Origin of the sequence: Phyllobacterium sp. CCNWLW183, from assembly GCF_037203775.1 — a bacterium.
GTDB lineage: Bacteria > Pseudomonadota > Alphaproteobacteria > Rhizobiales > Rhizobiaceae > Phyllobacterium > Phyllobacterium ifriqiyense.
In genome coordinates this window covers 71,000-86,917 of the sequence record NZ_JBBCBN010000012.1, presented here as the reverse complement: position 1 = coordinate 86,917, position 15,918 = coordinate 71,000, and the positions used below count along the sequence as shown (strand labels likewise).

The 15,918-nt window shown below is 52.5% G+C and carries 13 protein-coding genes; 5 read left to right on the top strand and 8 right to left on the bottom strand.

The features are described 5' to 3' along the window. Positions 1–475 precede the first annotated feature (475 nt). Positions 476–958 carry a hypothetical protein gene (locus tag V9K95_RS22520; protein WP_336440443.1) on the top strand — a complete coding sequence of 161 codons (483 nt, stop codon included), beginning with the start codon at positions 476–478 and terminating at the stop codon, positions 956–958. Between the two features lie 154 nt (positions 959–1,112). On the opposite strand, the gene V9K95_RS22515 is transcribed toward V9K95_RS22520, so the two are convergent. After that, complete coding sequence (locus V9K95_RS22515; protein ID WP_307282110.1) at positions 1,113–1,277, bottom strand: hypothetical protein; 165 nt, start codon at positions 1,275–1,277, stop codon at positions 1,113–1,115. A gap of 196 nt (positions 1,278–1,473) precedes the next feature. Between V9K95_RS22515 and V9K95_RS22510 the strand changes: the two genes are divergently transcribed. Next, a complete protein-coding gene (locus V9K95_RS22510; protein WP_336440444.1) occupies positions 1,474–3,240 on the top strand; it encodes an AIPR family protein in 1,767 nt (588 codons plus the stop codon). Here V9K95_RS22510 and V9K95_RS22505 read toward each other — a convergent pair. Together V9K95_RS22505 and lepA are read right to left on the bottom strand one after the other, a co-directional pair. Continuing rightward, the gene (locus tag V9K95_RS22505; RefSeq protein ID WP_336440445.1) at positions 3,237–3,506 is read right to left on the bottom strand and encodes a hypothetical protein; all 270 of its coding nucleotides are present in this window, start codon (positions 3,504–3,506) and stop codon (positions 3,237–3,239) included. The genes V9K95_RS22510 and V9K95_RS22505 overlap by 4 nt on opposite strands. 25 nt (positions 3,507–3,531) lie before the next feature. After that, positions 3,532–5,340 carry a translation elongation factor 4 gene (gene lepA / locus V9K95_RS22500; protein WP_307282096.1) on the bottom strand — a complete coding sequence of 603 codons (1,809 nt, stop codon included), beginning with the start codon at positions 5,338–5,340 and terminating at the stop codon, positions 3,532–3,534. Positions 5,341–5,488: 148 nt separating this feature from the next. On the opposite strand from lepA, the gene V9K95_RS22495 reads away from it, so the two are divergent. Continuing rightward, positions 5,489–6,037 carry a DUF2239 family protein gene (locus V9K95_RS22495; RefSeq protein ID WP_336440446.1) on the top strand — a complete coding sequence of 183 codons (549 nt, stop codon included), beginning with the start codon at positions 5,489–5,491 and terminating at the stop codon, positions 6,035–6,037. 169 nt (positions 6,038–6,206) lie between these two features. Next, positions 6,207–8,468: an alpha/beta hydrolase family protein gene (locus V9K95_RS22490; protein WP_336440447.1), complete on the top strand. Its 2,262-nt coding sequence runs from the start codon at positions 6,207–6,209 to the stop codon at positions 8,466–8,468. 65 nt (positions 8,469–8,533) lie between these two features. On the opposite strand, the gene V9K95_RS22485 is transcribed toward V9K95_RS22490, so the two are convergent. The 5 genes from V9K95_RS22485 to pgi form a co-directional block, all read right to left on the bottom strand. Next, on the bottom strand, positions 8,534–10,516 hold the full coding sequence (locus V9K95_RS22485) for a PhoX family protein (protein WP_307282086.1): 1,983 nt from the start codon (positions 10,514–10,516) through the stop codon (positions 8,534–8,536). Positions 10,517–10,651: 135 nt separating this feature from the next. Continuing rightward, complete coding sequence (locus V9K95_RS22480) at positions 10,652–11,638, bottom strand: threonine ammonia-lyase (RefSeq protein WP_336440448.1); 987 nt, start codon at positions 11,636–11,638, stop codon at positions 10,652–10,654. Positions 11,639–11,711: 73 nt separating this feature from the next. Beyond that, positions 11,712–12,470 carry an HAD family hydrolase gene (locus V9K95_RS22475; RefSeq protein ID WP_442958547.1) on the bottom strand — a complete coding sequence of 253 codons (759 nt, stop codon included), beginning with the start codon at positions 12,468–12,470 and terminating at the stop codon, positions 11,712–11,714. Next, positions 12,464–13,516, bottom strand: a complete 1,053-nt coding sequence (locus V9K95_RS22470) for a succinylglutamate desuccinylase/aspartoacylase family protein (RefSeq protein ID WP_336440504.1) — start codon at positions 13,514–13,516, stop codon at positions 12,464–12,466. Before V9K95_RS22470 ends, V9K95_RS22475 begins: the two co-directional genes overlap by 7 nt. 44 nt (positions 13,517–13,560) lie before the next feature. Further along, positions 13,561–15,213 carry a glucose-6-phosphate isomerase gene (pgi, locus tag V9K95_RS22465; protein ID WP_336440449.1) on the bottom strand — a complete coding sequence of 551 codons (1,653 nt, stop codon included), beginning with the start codon at positions 15,211–15,213 and terminating at the stop codon, positions 13,561–13,563. Between the two features lie 155 nt (positions 15,214–15,368). Here pgi and V9K95_RS22460 point away from each other — a divergent pair, with 155 nt between their 5' ends. Continuing rightward, positions 15,369–15,812: a CoxG family protein gene (locus V9K95_RS22460; protein WP_336440450.1), complete on the top strand. Its 444-nt coding sequence runs from the start codon at positions 15,369–15,371 to the stop codon at positions 15,810–15,812. Positions 15,813–15,918: the final 106 nt, after the last annotated feature.

Below are 15,918 nucleotides of genomic sequence, written 5' to 3'. Positions count from 1 at the left end.
ATAATTCAGAGCGGGAACTGTTGGATAAGTTTGTCGAGATTATTTTTGGAAAGTCTGATTTGCACAAGCCAAGTGCGCCCTTCGACAAGCTCAGGATGAGGGAGGTCGGTTGATTGCAGGGCACCAACTCTTGCAACTATTGCAACTCTTGCAACGCTAGCAAGTTGTCGCTGCAACCCACAAAACTTTCCTCATGGTGAGCTTGTCGAACCACGCACACCAGCAAAGGCAGCCAAAAGACAAACACTGCCATCAAGACAGATGAGCGACGGGTCATCTCGAGGGGCAATGCGGTTACTCCCCCTTGTGAGAGTCTGAAGGACGGAAGAGACAAGTGACTCGCCCCAGGGACGCGGAGCATCAGGGAGGGGAATTTTATGAATCAAACTTGCCACCCAACTGACACCCTCCTGACAGAAGGTTGTCAGGAGCCCTGCGCTATAAAATATGCGCGAAACGGGCGGGAGGCGCGGACATGGACGGATCAGCACAGATCAATGGCAGTGCGACGGATTTTGATTTCCTCATTGGAAACTGGAACATTCGCAATTTGCGGCTGAAGGAGCGCTTTGCCGGATGCCATATATGGGATGAGTTTCACGCCACATCGACCGTGCGCAAGCTTTTGAACGATACTGCCAATCTTGAAGAAATGGACATGCCGAGCCAAGGTTTTTCCGGCATCACGCTGCGCCTGTTTAACCCGCGCGATGGATCATGGTCGCTCCATTGGGCCGACAGCCGCAGCAACTTCCTGTTTCCGCCGGTCATCGGCCATTTTGACGATGGCAAAGGCGTGTTTTACGGCAATGATACGGATAATGGCACGCCGGTGCGCGTGCGCTTTCACTGGATGCCCTCGCCCAAAGCTCCGCTCTGGGAGCAAGCCTTTTCCAAGGATGGCGGCGAGACATGGGAAACCAACTGGGTGATGAAATTTACGCGCATGCCCGCATAGGCTTCGCCCTCAAATCAAAAGACCACGCCACGGCATTGCGGCACGACAAGCCGAAAGCAATGCCAGCGGCTGAAGATGAGGGAAAGGTGGAGGCATTTTCTTGCCCCCCGCCCTTATACTGAGCTTGGCAAGCGGCGCACTGCCATCAAGCAGATTAGCGGCGGGTCATCTCGCGGGCAATGCGGGTAAAATCCGCCTGTTTGATGCCGATATCGGCACGGTCTGCGGCGCTCATGCTGTTCAGCAAAGCCAACGCATTGCGATAATCCGCATCATTGCGGCGACGCCCACGCGTGGCAAAATCAAAGATAAAACTCATGGCCTGATCCTATGGCGCTGTTTGGTTAGCCATAGGATATGCGCAGATGGCGAGATATTGCAGTGCAATATTGGAATGGCTGATATGCGAAGAGCTACCCCCCCCCCATTATTTATAACTTACAATTATTTTTGAATTAAACTCATTTACTTGCCCCAAAAGAACTTCTTTAATGAAAGGAGAATCGGGAGGCTTCATGAAGAACAATGTCAGTGATTGGCAGAATGTATTAGAAACCCTTAAAATAGATTTGAAGCTTCCTGATGATGCAATTGGGTTGCTGGCCTTAAAACTCAAATTTAGATTGGAGGACATACAATCCGTTGCCGCGGAATCCATCACTGGCGGCGGCGACGATAAAAAGTGCGATATCCTATACGTAGATAAGGAATTGCAAACAGCTGTCATAGCCCAATGCTACTATTCTAAAAAGGATCGCCCCGCCGCTCCCGCCAACAAGGCTTCAGATTTGAATGCCGCAATAAGCTGGTTACTCACTCGCGATTTGGATGCTTTGCCAGATGGGTTAAAGGGGCGAGCTGATGAGTTAAGAAGTGCAATTAATAACGGCGACATTAAGCAAATTTATATCTGGTACGTACACAATCTGCCATCGTCAAAGAATGTTGCTGATGAACTTAAGACCGTTGAGAAAACTGCCAAATCAGCACTACGGACCTATGCCAACGGTCGCGAGATAAATATCTTCGCGGAGGAGATCGGTACCAGCCAGATAACTAAGCTCTACATACAAGCTGAACGTACAATAATTGTGACTGACAAATTAAGTACAAAAGTATCAGATGCAATTGAAATTCACTCTCTTGATTGGACTTCAGTCCTTACTACAGTAAAAGCAAATTGGCTTTACGACATGTACCACCTCTACGAGACAGATTTGTTTTCAGCAAATTTAAGAGGATATCTTGGCTCGCGGTCTAGTGATTCAAATATAAATAATGCAATAAAAAATACCGCTAATGATGAACCAAATAATTTCTGGGTCTACAATAATGGCCTGACAGCACTCGTAATAGATTACAAACTTGGTGCTCGAACCAGAGCGGGCAGAAAGCTTGACATCAATGGTATTTCAATCGTGAATGGGGCGCAAACCACTGGTTCAATTGGAAGTCTCGAAACGCGACCAAGCGATAATATTCTTGTCCCGATAAGGTTCGTTAAGGTAATTAAAGACAGTGTGATAACGAAAGTAGTACGTTTTAATAACTCCCAAAATAAACTGCAAGCCGCAGATTTTCGGAGCACGGATCCGATACAAGACAGACTACGTCAGGAATTCACCAAGATACCCGATGCAGACTATGAAGGCGGACGCCGCGGTGGCTCCAGCGATACTATAAAAAGAAGTAAGTACACTCTTCCTTCATATACAGTTGGTCAATCTCTTGCTGCATTTCATGGAGACCCCGTTACTGCTTATGACAAGAAGTCTGAGATTTGGACAAGCGAGAACATATACCGTCGAGTATTCACCGACCGAACAACGGCTAGGCATATCACTTTCTGCTATTCTCTTTTAGAAGAGATTAACTCCACAAGACTGGCTCTTGCCCAAAAGCAACGGAAAGATGACAAATCTCTCACGCAGATAGAAAGAAATCACCTTAACTTCTTGAATAAGAAAGGCGCTTCCTACTTAATAGTGCATGTGATTTCCATGTGCATGGAAACGATCCTCGATAAACCGATTTCCAATCGTACTAGCTTACAGTTTAAAGCAAATGTATCGCCCAAGAGTGCAGCTGAGTACTGGAAAAAGCTAATTGCTCTAGTGCTGTCCTTGTCTAATCAGCTTGATGCTGCGTTCTCGAGAAATCGTATTTCAAATGAAAGCGTCCTAAAGGCTGTACCAAATTTTGTTGGAGTGATCGAATCTTTGAAAGAAATTCAGCGACCAACTTTCACGGAATTTGCAAAGCAAGTTGAGATTACCAATTAATTTCTAAGCGCTTCGATCCACTCCTCCTGCTCCACCGTCAAAGGCTTAATCCCCGGCGTGGCAGGTTCAGGGCGTTGCGGGTCGATAATGATCGGCGTGGGGGCTGGGCGCGGCGTGGTGCATGCTGAGGCGGTGCACAGGACAAGCGCGCAGCTAAGAAAGCCGCAGAGAAGGCGCAAGGGCCTTTGGGCGAGGACAATGGCGCGAGGGAAGCGCGGATAGCGGCGGGCCGCTATCCGGTTTTGTCTGGTTCGTGATCCCGGCAATGCGGTTCCACCATCCGGCACTATATTAGTTATCGCTCATCTTCAGCGCCTGAATGAAGGCTTCCTGCGGAATTTCGACCTTGCCGAACTGGCGCATGCGCTTTTTGCCTTCCTTCTGCTTTTCCAGAAGCTTGCGCTTGCGCGAGACGTCGCCGCCATAGCATTTTGCCGTCACATCCTTGCGCAGGGCCGAAATGGTTTCGCGCGCGATCACCGTGCCGCCAATGGCCGCCTGGATCGGGATTTTGAACATGTGCTTGGGGATGAGGTCCTTCAGCTTTTCGCAAAGGTCGCGGCCGCGCTTTTCGGCAGCGCCGCGATGCACCATCATCGACAGGGCGTCCACAGGCTCGCCATTGACCAGCACCGACATCTTGACCAGATTGCCCTCGCGGTAATCCGACAGATGATAATCAAACGAGGCATAGCCCTGGCTGATCGATTTCAGGCGGTCGTAGAAATCGAACACGACTTCATTGAGCGGCAGGTCATAGGTGACCATGGCGCGCTTGCCGACATAGTTGAGATCGATCTGGATGCCACGGCGGTCCTGACACAATTTGAGGATCGAGCCGAGATAATCATCCGGCGTGAGGATGGTTGCCCTGATCCACGGTTCCTCGATGGTGGCGATCTTCATCACGTCCGGCATATCGGCTGGATTATGCAGCTCGATCTGCTTGCCGTCGGTCATGTTGAGCTTGTAGACAACGCTTGGCGCAGTGGCGATGAGATCAAGATTGAACTCGCGCTCCAGCCGCTCCTGAATGATTTCCAGATGCAGGAGCCCAAGGAAGCCACAGCGGAAGCCGAAGCCCAGCGCGGCGGAACTTTCCATCTCAAACGAGAACGACGCATCATTGAGCCGCAGGCGGCCCATGGCAGCGCGCAAGTCCTCGAAGTCCGCCGCGTCGACGGGGAAAAGGCCGCAGAACACCACAGGCTGCGCAGGCTTGAAGCCGGGCAGGATGGAATCTGTCGGGCGCTTGTCCTCGGTGATCGTATCGCCAACGCGCGTATCGGCCACTTCCTTGATCGAAGCGGTGATGAAGCCAAACTCGCCGGGTCCAAGCTCATCCATGGCAACCATTTTCGGCGTGAACACGCCCGTGCGCTCAACCGGATATTTCGCGCCGGTGCCCATCATGCGGATGGTCTGGCCCTTTTTGAGCACGCCATCAATGATACGCACAAGCACGATGACGCCGAGATAGGAGTCATACCAACTGTCAACCAGCATGGCCTTAAGCGGCTTGGTGCGATCTCCTTCGCGCGGGGGCGGCAGCTGCTTGACGATGGCTTCCAGCACATCGGGAATGCCAAGGCCGGTCTTTGCCGAAATCAGCACAGCCTCACTGGCATCAATGCCGATGACATCTTCCACCTGCTCGCGGATACGCTCCGGTTCGGCGGCGGGAAGATCGACCTTGTTCAACACCACGACGATCTCGTGATTATTGTCGATGGCCTGATAGACATTGGCCAGCGTCTGCGCCTCAACGCCCTGCGAGGCATCGACCACCAGCAGCGACCCTTCGCAGGCCGATAGCGAGCGCGACACTTCATAGGCAAAGTCGACATGGCCGGGCGTGTCGATCAGATTAAGGACATAGGTCTCGCCATCATTGGCCTTGTAGTGCAGCCGGACGGTCTGCGCCTTGATGGTGATGCCGCGCTCGCGCTCGATATCCATCGAGTCGAGCACCTGCTCCTTCATGTCGCGAAGCTCCAGCCCGCCCGTCGATTGAATCAGGCGGTCAGCAAGGGTGGATTTGCCATGGTCGATATGGGCGACGATGGAGAAATTACGGATGTGATCTAGTGGAGTGCTCATGCGCGCCACATAGAGCATTTTCAGGCGATTTGGAAGGGCGAGCGTAGCGGCAGGCGATATTCGCTGCGAATAGTTTTATCCGGGTATATTGACGGCAGAGTTTTATCCGGGTAAATCCAGGGCGACGTTTGAGCAATGGATGATGATTATGAACAGTGTGAGCGCCTTTCAGGGCAACAGGAAAATCGCAAGTGGAACGCCAGCGGAGGTGGCCCTGACGCTGAAGCGTCTGGACGATAATGGCGAGGCGGTTCTTGTTTTCGATGATGCAACAGGCAGGCAGATTGAATTTGATCTGCGCGGCACCGATGCGGAGATATTGGCGCGGCTGGACAATAGTGAACCGCGCAAGCCGGGCCGGCCGAAACTTGGCGTTACGGCACGCGAGGTAACGCTCCTGCCGCGCCATTGGGACTGGCTCGCAGCGCAACCGGGCGGCGCCTCCGTTACGTTACGCAAGCTTGTGGAGGCGGCACGGGCCGCAAATGGTGGGCGCGAGGCAAAGCGTCAGGCGCAGGAAGCGGCAGACCGCTTCATGCTGGCAATGGCAGGCAATCAGCCGCATTATGAAGAGGTCACCCGCGCGCTTTATGGCGGAAACTACCAGCGCTTCGCCGAACTGACGGAGGACTGGCCACGGGATATCCGCGACCATGTACACGCTCTGGCAGAACCAGCGTTTGATTGGCCGGACTGAACCGGCCTAATACGTTCGTTGAATAAGTGCCTTTTTGGCACGTTTATTGCTCTGTTATCGGCATCCACTTGGCGCGAGGCCCTCAGCCGACACGCCAGTGAATGCCGATTTTTATTTTAAGCGCGTGGCTGGAATATTTTAGCAGCCTAATAATAAGGATTACTGTTTCATGAAGGATATTTTTCGAAAACGCATTATTCGATCATGCATAATTTCAGCGCTGTTTGCCGTTTTATCAGGCTGCAGCGAGAGTAACGATACAACTTCGGAAACCGCGTCGACCTTTCCAGCCATCGTTGCGGAAAAGATCGTCGCATCTCCTGCCTTAGTAGATAGCTCGGACGAAGTAGTCGTGGGGATAGTAACGGCAGTTCCCGGCACGTCATCTGCTGTCCCGCCCGAGGCGAGTGTCGTGGTCCAAGACCCGCTCGTTATATTCGATGGTGGGAAGGTGACAACAACAGAACAGGAAATAGCGCCGTTAGCTGTGAAGGAGCGGGAAGAGGTTACACGCTTTGTCACAACCTCGCCCGATACGATTGAAAATCCGACATTCTGGTCTTCACCGGCCTATGAGTATGATCTCGGCAATCTTGTAGCATCCGTGAGCACTGACTCCAGCAGTTTCACATACGGGCAGATTCTGATCACCCCGATCAAGGGATGGATTCGCTATCCCATGAAGTCAGTCTCGCCGACGCCGCCAAGCCAATATCCCGTCATTGTCTTTCTACATGGACAGCACACCCCAGCAGATCCAAATTATCGGGGTTATGATTATCTGGCAGAGAATCTGGCCACTCACGGCTATATTGTACTCTCGATTGACGCTAACGCCATCAACGCTGATGGCGACCAATCCGGTCAGTCGCGGGCGCAACTGGTTTTAGGGACATTGGACCGGCTACGCCAGATTAACGAGCATGGTCAAGTTGACAAAAATGGCAATGCTGGCGCACTGAACAAACTCAAAGGAAAATTTGACTTTGAGCGCATTGGCATTATGGGCCACTCGCGAGGAGGACAAGGTGTTGCAAACACAATCAAATTCAACAAGAACCGTCGAGGTGCCAGCTATGCGGGACTGGCAGTAGCGCTTTCGGTCAATCCAACAAAATACATAACCGCATATCCGGACTTTGCCGATGTGTTTATACCAAAAACAGCTAAAACTGTTGTAAGTCTCGACGAAGAAAAATTCAGAGCAGCGATAACCAAATACAATATTTTCTATGCAGAAGGTAGTGACACGGCTTCACCCTATGACTTCAGGGCAGCCTTTCTTCTCGCGCCTACAGATTTCGGCGGCAACAAGGATTTGAACGGCGTGCCGCTTGCTGTACTTCTACCCACCTGCGATGGCGACATGCTCAATCTGCAAGGAGCAATCTCCTATGATCACAACAGATTTGGCAATGGCAGCGATACGGCAACACGCTATCAAATAGCGGTTCAAGGCGCCAACCATAATTATTACAATACAACTTGGATCAATGACGATTTCTCCACTACCGCAGGACCTGGCCATTGCATGGCGAACCACACAGATACCATAAGGGTCAGCGATGAAGACCAACGACGCAACGGACTTTATCTTATTAATTCTTTCATGCGCTATCATGTGGGAGGAGAACAACAGTTTGCAAGCTGGTGGAACGGAATGGCCAAACTGCCAGAGGCTGCCTGCCCTGTAGGACGCGGCCCCTGTGACGAACGCGTTATCCTGACAATTCAGCGAAATGAGGGCCAACGCAAACTGATTCAGCACTTCGCATCGGCAGAAAGCCTTAGCATCAATTCGCTCGGCGGCCCGGTCACCTCTACCGGCTTCAACAACTTAGCCCGGTGTGACATGCCTGATGGAGCGCTGATCGCAGGCGATTGCTCACCTGCCCGCATAGCAGGTTTTGAATTCAATAGTTGGGGTGGTTCTGGCCTACGATCCATAGCAGAACATGCTGAACTTTCGTGGACCAAAGCTGGCGCAACAATTACAAATGATCTACTTGGCACTTCGGCAGCGCCCCACGATACTTTGAGCTTCCGCATAGCGGTCGTGCGCCCGATGGGGCAGGAGGTTTTGGTAACACTGACTGATAATGTTGGTAAGGAAGCGACTATCGAAGCCAGCGATTTCAGTGGTGCGCTCTATAACGCACCAAAAACCAAGGCTGAAGGCCGGCCCATGATTGATGATCCCATCGACAAGCCCTATTCAACCGGGCAGGTTAAGATGCTTCTCAACATGGTGGCGATACCACTGAAAGCATTTGCTGGAATTGACTTAAACAATCTGAAAGAACTCAAGCTGACGTTTCCTAAAGACAGAGGCAAGGTTGCTCTTGCGGACATCCAGTTCCAGACATTGGGACGGGATCAGTTCGGCCCTCGAATGGTCGCTGTCCAAAATAAGAACAGCAAAGCGCAATAGTAATATACGATAAGGCCCGGCTCTGAGCCATTTCAGAGCCGGGCCTTTCTCAATGATTGTGCTAATCAGACGCCGATCTTGCCACCACCCTTTTTGGTGATTGCGACGACGGACGGGCGGACGGGCATATCGTCCTTGAAGTCCGGCCAGCGGGTCGAAAGGTCTTCATAATAGGACGGACGGCCGAAACCTTCCCAATCTTCGCCGCCATCAGCGGGATGCTGAACGGCGACCATCATGGTTGCCATATCCGGCAACATCAGCGGACCGCACATTTCTGCGCCGATCGGCACGCGGAAGAAAAGTTTCGAGGTCGCACGGGCAGCACCTTCCGTATCAACCGCCCATAGACCATCGGTACGGCCCGTATCCTTCGGCGAGTTGCCATCCGTTGAAACCCACAGCCGTCCATCAGCATCGACAGAGCAATTGTCCGGCATGCCGAACCAGCCATTCTTTGTGGTTTCGGTGGAGAAAGATGCGCCGACATCGGCAATGGAAGGATCGCCGCACTTGAGCAATATTTCCCATTTGCCCTTTGTTGCGGCGAAATCGCCATCAGCCTCGGCAATTTCAACGATATGGCCGAACGCGTTCTTGGCACGTGGATTGACAGCGTCGATCTGATCGTCCTTGCGTTTGGTATTATTGGTCAGCATGACATAGACCTTGCCGTTGACACCATTCGGCTGGATGTCTTCCGGCCTGTCCATCTTGGTAGCGCCCAACAGATCGCCTGCACGACGGGTTTCAATCAAAACATCCGCTTGCGAGGCGAACCCGTTTTCGGCTGTCAAAGGACCGGTGCCATGCACTATCGGCAACCAGTTAACAGTTCCGTCGGCTTCAAACTTTGCGACGTAAAGCGTGCCTTCGTCCAGCAGGTCCAGATTAGCAGCGCGATCATCAGGATTGAACTTGCCGGTGGTTACAAACTTATAAACGTAGTCGAAACGCTCGTCATCGCCGAGATAAAACACGACTCGGCCATCTTTGGAAACGATCGACTCAGCGCCTTCATGCTTGAAGCGGCCCATGCTGGTGCGTTTCTTGGGGACAGATACCGGATCGTTCACGTCGACTTCGACAATCCATCCGAACCTGTTGGCTTCATTGGGGTCTTTCGAGACATCGAAGCGATCATGGAATTTGCCCCATTCATAACTGCCCTCCGGAAGGCCGAGACGTTTGTAGTTTGCCGCTTCCTTGCTGTCGGCAGCCAGTTCGCCTGTGAAATAGCCATGAATATTTTCTTCGGCCATCACATAGGTGCCCCAGGGCGTGACGCCTCCAGCACAATTATTAATTGTCCCGAAGACTTTTCTGCCGGAGGAATCTGCATTGGTTTTTACACGGTCATGACCGGCAACAGGACCGGACAATTGCATCTCGGTATTGGCGGTGATGCGGCGATTCAGCTTGCCGTCCTTGACGACCTGCCATTTACCATCGGTCTTCTTGATCTCGACAATAGTGCCTCCATGGGCAGCCATCTCGATATCAACACGCTTCTTGTCGGCAGGAGCGACTTCGATCTTGCCCTCAGCAACCTTAACGATGCCTGGGAACATGAGATGTTCATTCGTGTATTCATGGTTGACGACCAGAAGACCATGCTCAGACGAGCCATCTATCGGAATATAACCGACATAATCATTATTGTAGCCAAACTGCTTCGCCTGAGATTCCGGAGTCTGATTACGCGGATCAAACTCTGGAGAATCCACGAAAATTCCATCGCCCCAGCGTAAAAGCACATCCGCATCATATCCGGCTGCAACATGGTGTTTTTCATCAATACCGGCTTCTACTTCCTCAAAACTGAAAGCAGATTTGGTTTCAGCGCGAGCATCATCAGCCAGCATCAGCGCCATCGGGCTGACGGTGGCTGCAATAGCGGAAACCGCGAGTGATCCTTTCAGAAAGCCACGGCGGGAGAATCGAGCTGCAATGAGCTCGCCCATTGTAGGATTGTCGGTCGGATTGTGGCCAGGACCATCATTCTCTTCAAGCTGGCTGGTTCTGAAAACGGGAGTTTGATCATTCATGGCGTGACCTCTGGCTGTCTGGCTGGGTTGCGGATTAGAACCGTTCCAGAATGGCTAGAAGTTCAGCGTAACAAACTGATGACAAGAGTTCAGCTTTTATAGCGGTAGCTACCAACGATTAAAGTCAGAAACCTATTAAGACGCAATCAGCTTACTGAAAGAGTCGAGGTCCACATTGCCTCCTGAAAGGACGACCGCCACCGTCTTGCCCTTGATATCGACTTCGCCAGAAGCCAGCGCAGCAAGACCAACAGAACCGCCGGGCTCAACCACCAGTTTCAAATGGCTTGCTGCCTCGCGCATGGCTTTGCGCACGGCGATATCGGAAACAGCGATGCCGCCGGCCAGATTTTGCCTGTTGATTGGAAATGTGAGATCGCCGGGTTGAGCAGTAAGAATTGCATCGCAGATTGAGCGATATCCCGTCTCATTGCTGCGAATTTCACCAGCGACCAATGAACGGCGCAAATCGTCAAAGTTTTCCGGTTCGACGCCCCAAATGCGCGTTTGCGGAGAGCGCGCTTTTACTGCAATCGAGACGCCACTGATGAGACCACCGCCGCCGCTGGGCACAAATACATCATCCAGCGTGATACCGCGTTCTTTGGCTTCATCAGCAATTTCAAGCCCGATCGTGCCCTGACCCGCAATAATGGATGGGTCATCGTAAGGCGGCACCAAAACCATGCCACGCTCTTCAATGAAGGGGGCGGCAATCACATCCCGACTCTCGGTGTAACGGTCAAAAAACACAACCTCCGCCCCGTAGGAGCGGGTATTATCAACCTTAACCTGTGGCGCATCGCTGGGCATGATGATGACTGCCTTGATGCCGAATATGCGGGCAGAACTTGCGACGCCTTGTGCGTGATTGCCTGAAGAGAATGCAACGATCCCGCGCTTTTTCTCTTCCGGCGTAAATTGACTGATACGATTATAGGCACCGCGAAACTTGAATGAGCCGGTCCGTTGCAGGCATTCTGGCTTGAAGAAAATACGCGCATTGTAGCGGTCGTTGAGACTTTCCGATTCCATCAGCCGTGTCGGCATAAGCTGCCCGGACAATCTCTTTGCGGCAGCTTCGATATCGGCAATCCCGGCGGCGAAATTCTGATGATCCATGAGCCCTCTCCTGTCAGCTATCCAGTCGATAGCATTCTATAATGCAGCAGGCACCCAAATCATTGTCATCATATCAATCTGGCACGAATACCGCGTTGGCACGCTTTTCCAGAAACTCGGGCAACTCTGCAATCGAGCCAAGGATCGCGTCACTGAGGTGGGCAAGGTCATCCAATGTGCTGTTTCCTGACAGGACGCCTATGGCAAGTCCCGCTCCAGCGGCATGGGCCATTTCCAGATCGTGAGAATTGTCCCCTACCATGGCAATCGCTTCGACTGGCAGGCCGGTTTTCGCGGCAAAGAGGTGAAGCTGGTCTGCATGCGGCTTGGCGCGGGCAACGGAGTCATATCCTATGATTGCCGAGAAAAGCGGTGATAGCCCCAAGGCTTCAGCTGTAGCGCGAGCGCCTGCTTCAGAATCATTGGTTGCTATGCCAAGCACGAAACCCCGAGCGACAAGAGCTTCGAGCGTTGCGTGCAATCCATCGATTCCGACAGCGCGGCTCGAGCCTTCCTGAACTGTATAATGATCATAGTCACGAATACATTGCCGTTTCTCTTCGAGAGAAAGCTCGGGATGCCACAGATCGACAACATCATTGATGGTTCCGGCAGCAACCACCGAGCCACCGCGGAACTTTTGCATCTCCCAATCATATCCCCCAGCCTCAACGAGAGCCTTCGCGCGGGTTTCATCACCCTTGGCGGCCATGTGCGCTAGTTCCATGGTGATGCCAAACCACGTTTTATTGAAATCGACCAGCGTTCCATCCTTGTCGAACAGAATACCGCGTATCTCTTTAGACTGGGTGGTTCGCATCATGATCATGATTCCAGCGAGCCAGGCTTGGCATTTTCAGAACGTCTGCTGCCAAGAAGTTTCAGGAGATCGTCGCCACGGCGGGTATAGCGATGGCCGCGCCTTGTCAGAACTCGGCCAGCCTGTGGAGCGGTCAATATTATATCACCGGCGGGATCCCCCGGCACGGTCACAACAGTGACCAGCTTGTCACCCGCCTTCACTTGAGCACCAATATCGACATGAAACAGGATCATCCCGCCTTGAGGAGCTCTGATCATCTCGACATTTTCAAGCGGCGTGACAGGTCCGTTGAAATCTACCGTCAGTGCAATACTCGTATCGACGATGACGCCGCGATGAACAAGGAACTTGTAAAGACCTTCCGCATCAGACTTTCCAGTATCGATATTGACATCACTGAGGCCACGAAACTCCACTGTGGTGACGGCTCGGGTTTTCTGTTCTGTTTTCGGCAGTTGGAGCACCGGATGCGCGCAAGCTTCTTCAAAAGCTGCATCGGCGGTGCTGTCCCACGAAAGAATAGCGGTAGAGCCCAGGGCGGACGCCAGATCATACATTTCCGGCAAAAACGCCTGGTGGATGTAGAGGTAGCTTTCGCTTTCATCGTCACAATGCAAATCGAGGACAATCTCGTGCGGGAGTGCCTGACGCAGAAGTTCGGCTTTCAGGCGCTCTGCCAGTGGCACCGGACCATCAATGGCGGGCAAGGATGATGTGTCAAAATTCTCCAGAAGGGGAAAGGAACGGTTGAAGTTCGTACTGGAGAAAAATTCGAAGCGACCAATATGCTGATGGGCCATCCACTGTGCAGAGCCTATCGGGTTGGCTTGAGGAATGACCGTTATATCCCCGGCAATACGCCCTTCCCTGGCAGCTTTTTCCAGCATGGGAATAAGGAAATGCAATGCAGCCTGGCCGGGTAGCTCCGAGCCGTGGAGGGACGATTGCAGATAAGCGCTTGTTGCCTCTCTGTCCTTGCCCTCAAAACGCAACACGCGCAACTCAATGCTGTTGCCCGGCACATCGCCAGCCAGCTGTATAGTCTCGGTCTTCATCATGCTATTTCCTGGTCTGTTGACTGCTTCTACGTAGTCTATTGTTATTTTTCGCGGCGTTTACGCAGGTGCGCGACGAGTCCTTGCGTGGATGCGTCCTTGTCCTTTGCGCTGACCTCGCCCGAAACAACAGGAAGAAGCTCCGTAGCCAACTCCTTGCCAAGTTCGACGCCCCACTGATCAAATGCATTGATTCCGTAGAGCTGCGCTTCGACAAAGACCCGGTGTTCGTAAAGTGCGATGAGACGGCCAAGCGTATAAGGATCAAGCTTATCGTGGATGATCGTTATCGATGGACGGTTACCGGTGAATACGCGATGCGGGGCAATGCGATTGACTTCTGATTTTGGCAGGTTTTTTGCAGCGAGCTGTGCCTTGGCCTCTTCCAACGTACGGCCCTTCATCAAAGCTTCAGACTGTGCCAGGCAATTTGCCAGCAACATCTGGTGCTGATTATCAAGTTCCGGCTCATGTCCGTTGGCAGCGACAATGAACTCGACGGGAATGGTATCGGTGCCCTGATGCAAAAGCTGGAAGAATGCGTGCTGGCCATTGGTGCCGGGTTCGCCCCAGACAACGGGTCCTGTCGGGCCTGAAACCGGCTTGCCATCAATGGTAACGCCCTTGCCATTCGATTCCATGTCAAGCTGTTGGAGATAGGCAGGCAGACGCGCAAGGCGCTGGTCATAGGGGATCACGGCCCGGCTCGTATAACCGGAGATGGCGCGGTGCCAATACCCGACGAGACCAAGCATCATTGGCAGGTTCTTTGAGAGCGCTGCCTTGCGGAAATGTTCGTCCATTGCATGGGCGCCATCCAAGAACCGACCGAAATCTTCCGGGCCAATGGCGATCATCAAAGGCAGGCCAATGGCGGACCAGATTGAATAGCGTCCGCCAACCCAGTCCCAGAAGCCGAAAATACGATCTGCCGGAATCCCGAACGCATCGACTTTCTCAAGAGCTGTCGAGACAGCCGCGAAATGCTTACCGACAGCCTCCTCACCCAAAGCATCGGCAATCCATTTACGGGCTGCCTTGGCATTGGTGATTGTTTCAATCGTCGTGAATGTCTTGGAGGCAATGATGAAGAGGGTTGTCGACGGCTCAAGCCGGGCCAAGGTGTCGGCTATATCCGCACCATCAACGTTGGAAACGAAATGGGCTTTCGGCCCATCGTGATAGGGCGACAAAGCAAGCGTTGCCATGGCTGGACCAAGATCAGACCCGCCAATGCCTATATTGACGATATCGGTGATCGGCTTGTTTTTTGCGCCTTTGATTTCCCCGGAGCGAATACCGGTCGCAAAAACGGCCATACGGTCAAGCACGTCCCTGATGCCCGGCATGACATCCTGCCCGTCGACTTTGACAGGTTTGCCTGAACGGTTACGCAGCGCAACGTGGAGAACGGCGCGGCCCTCGGTATTATTGATGGGTTCGCCCGCAAACATTGCCGTGCGGCGGCCTTCAACATTTGCAGCTTTGGCAAGATCACCAAGCAGCGCAAGCGTTTCATCATTGACGAGGCATTTCGACCAATCAAGCAGAAGGTCATCAAGATTGAGGGAATATCGGGAATACCGTTTTTTATCCTCGGCGAATGCATCGCGCATGTTTCTGGGTGCGCCATTCTTCCAATGGGTTTTCAACGCCTGAACCGAACGCTTGATGCTGTTCGCTTGTTCTGAGGCCATAGTCTATCTCCTGAAATAATCGTCTCATGCAAATGTCGCGCAAACCTGCCACTAGAACGACTTTAGTTCAATCGACGAAAGGTGGAATATCTTGGCTTTCCGCGATAAGTGATTGCTATGCCTAAAATCGGGCGATGTATCAGGAGATGCCAAATATGGATTTGACGGGTGAAGAACGGATTGCCGCAAACCGCGCGACTGTCTGGAACGCCCTTAACAATCCGGACATATTGAAAGCGTGCATTCCCGGATGCGAACAACTTGAATGGGTGAGCGAGACAGAACTCGCAGCCACGCTTGCTGTCCGGCTCGGTGTCATCAAACCGCGTTTCAGCGGTGCTATTTACCTCAGCAACCTTAACCCACCCTTTTCCTATACGATAAGCTGCGAGGGCAAGGGAAGCATCGCCGGTATCGCCAAAGGCGGTGCGGATGTCGCCCTTGTAGAGGATGGAAATGAGACGCGCCTGATCTACACAGTGAATGCGCAAGTGGGTGGAAAAATCGCAAAATTCGGCAGTGGCTTGATTGCTTCGACGGCGAGCAAAATTGCCACCCGCTTCTTTGAAAAGTTCAACGAAGCTGTTTCTGCCGCATAACTTCCATGCTGTCGTAATTTCCACAGCTCATGGCGGAAAGCCGTTTGGCTCAGGATCGGCTAAGGCGGATATGCTGACGGCGCGCAATTTTGCGCCGGACAGCCAG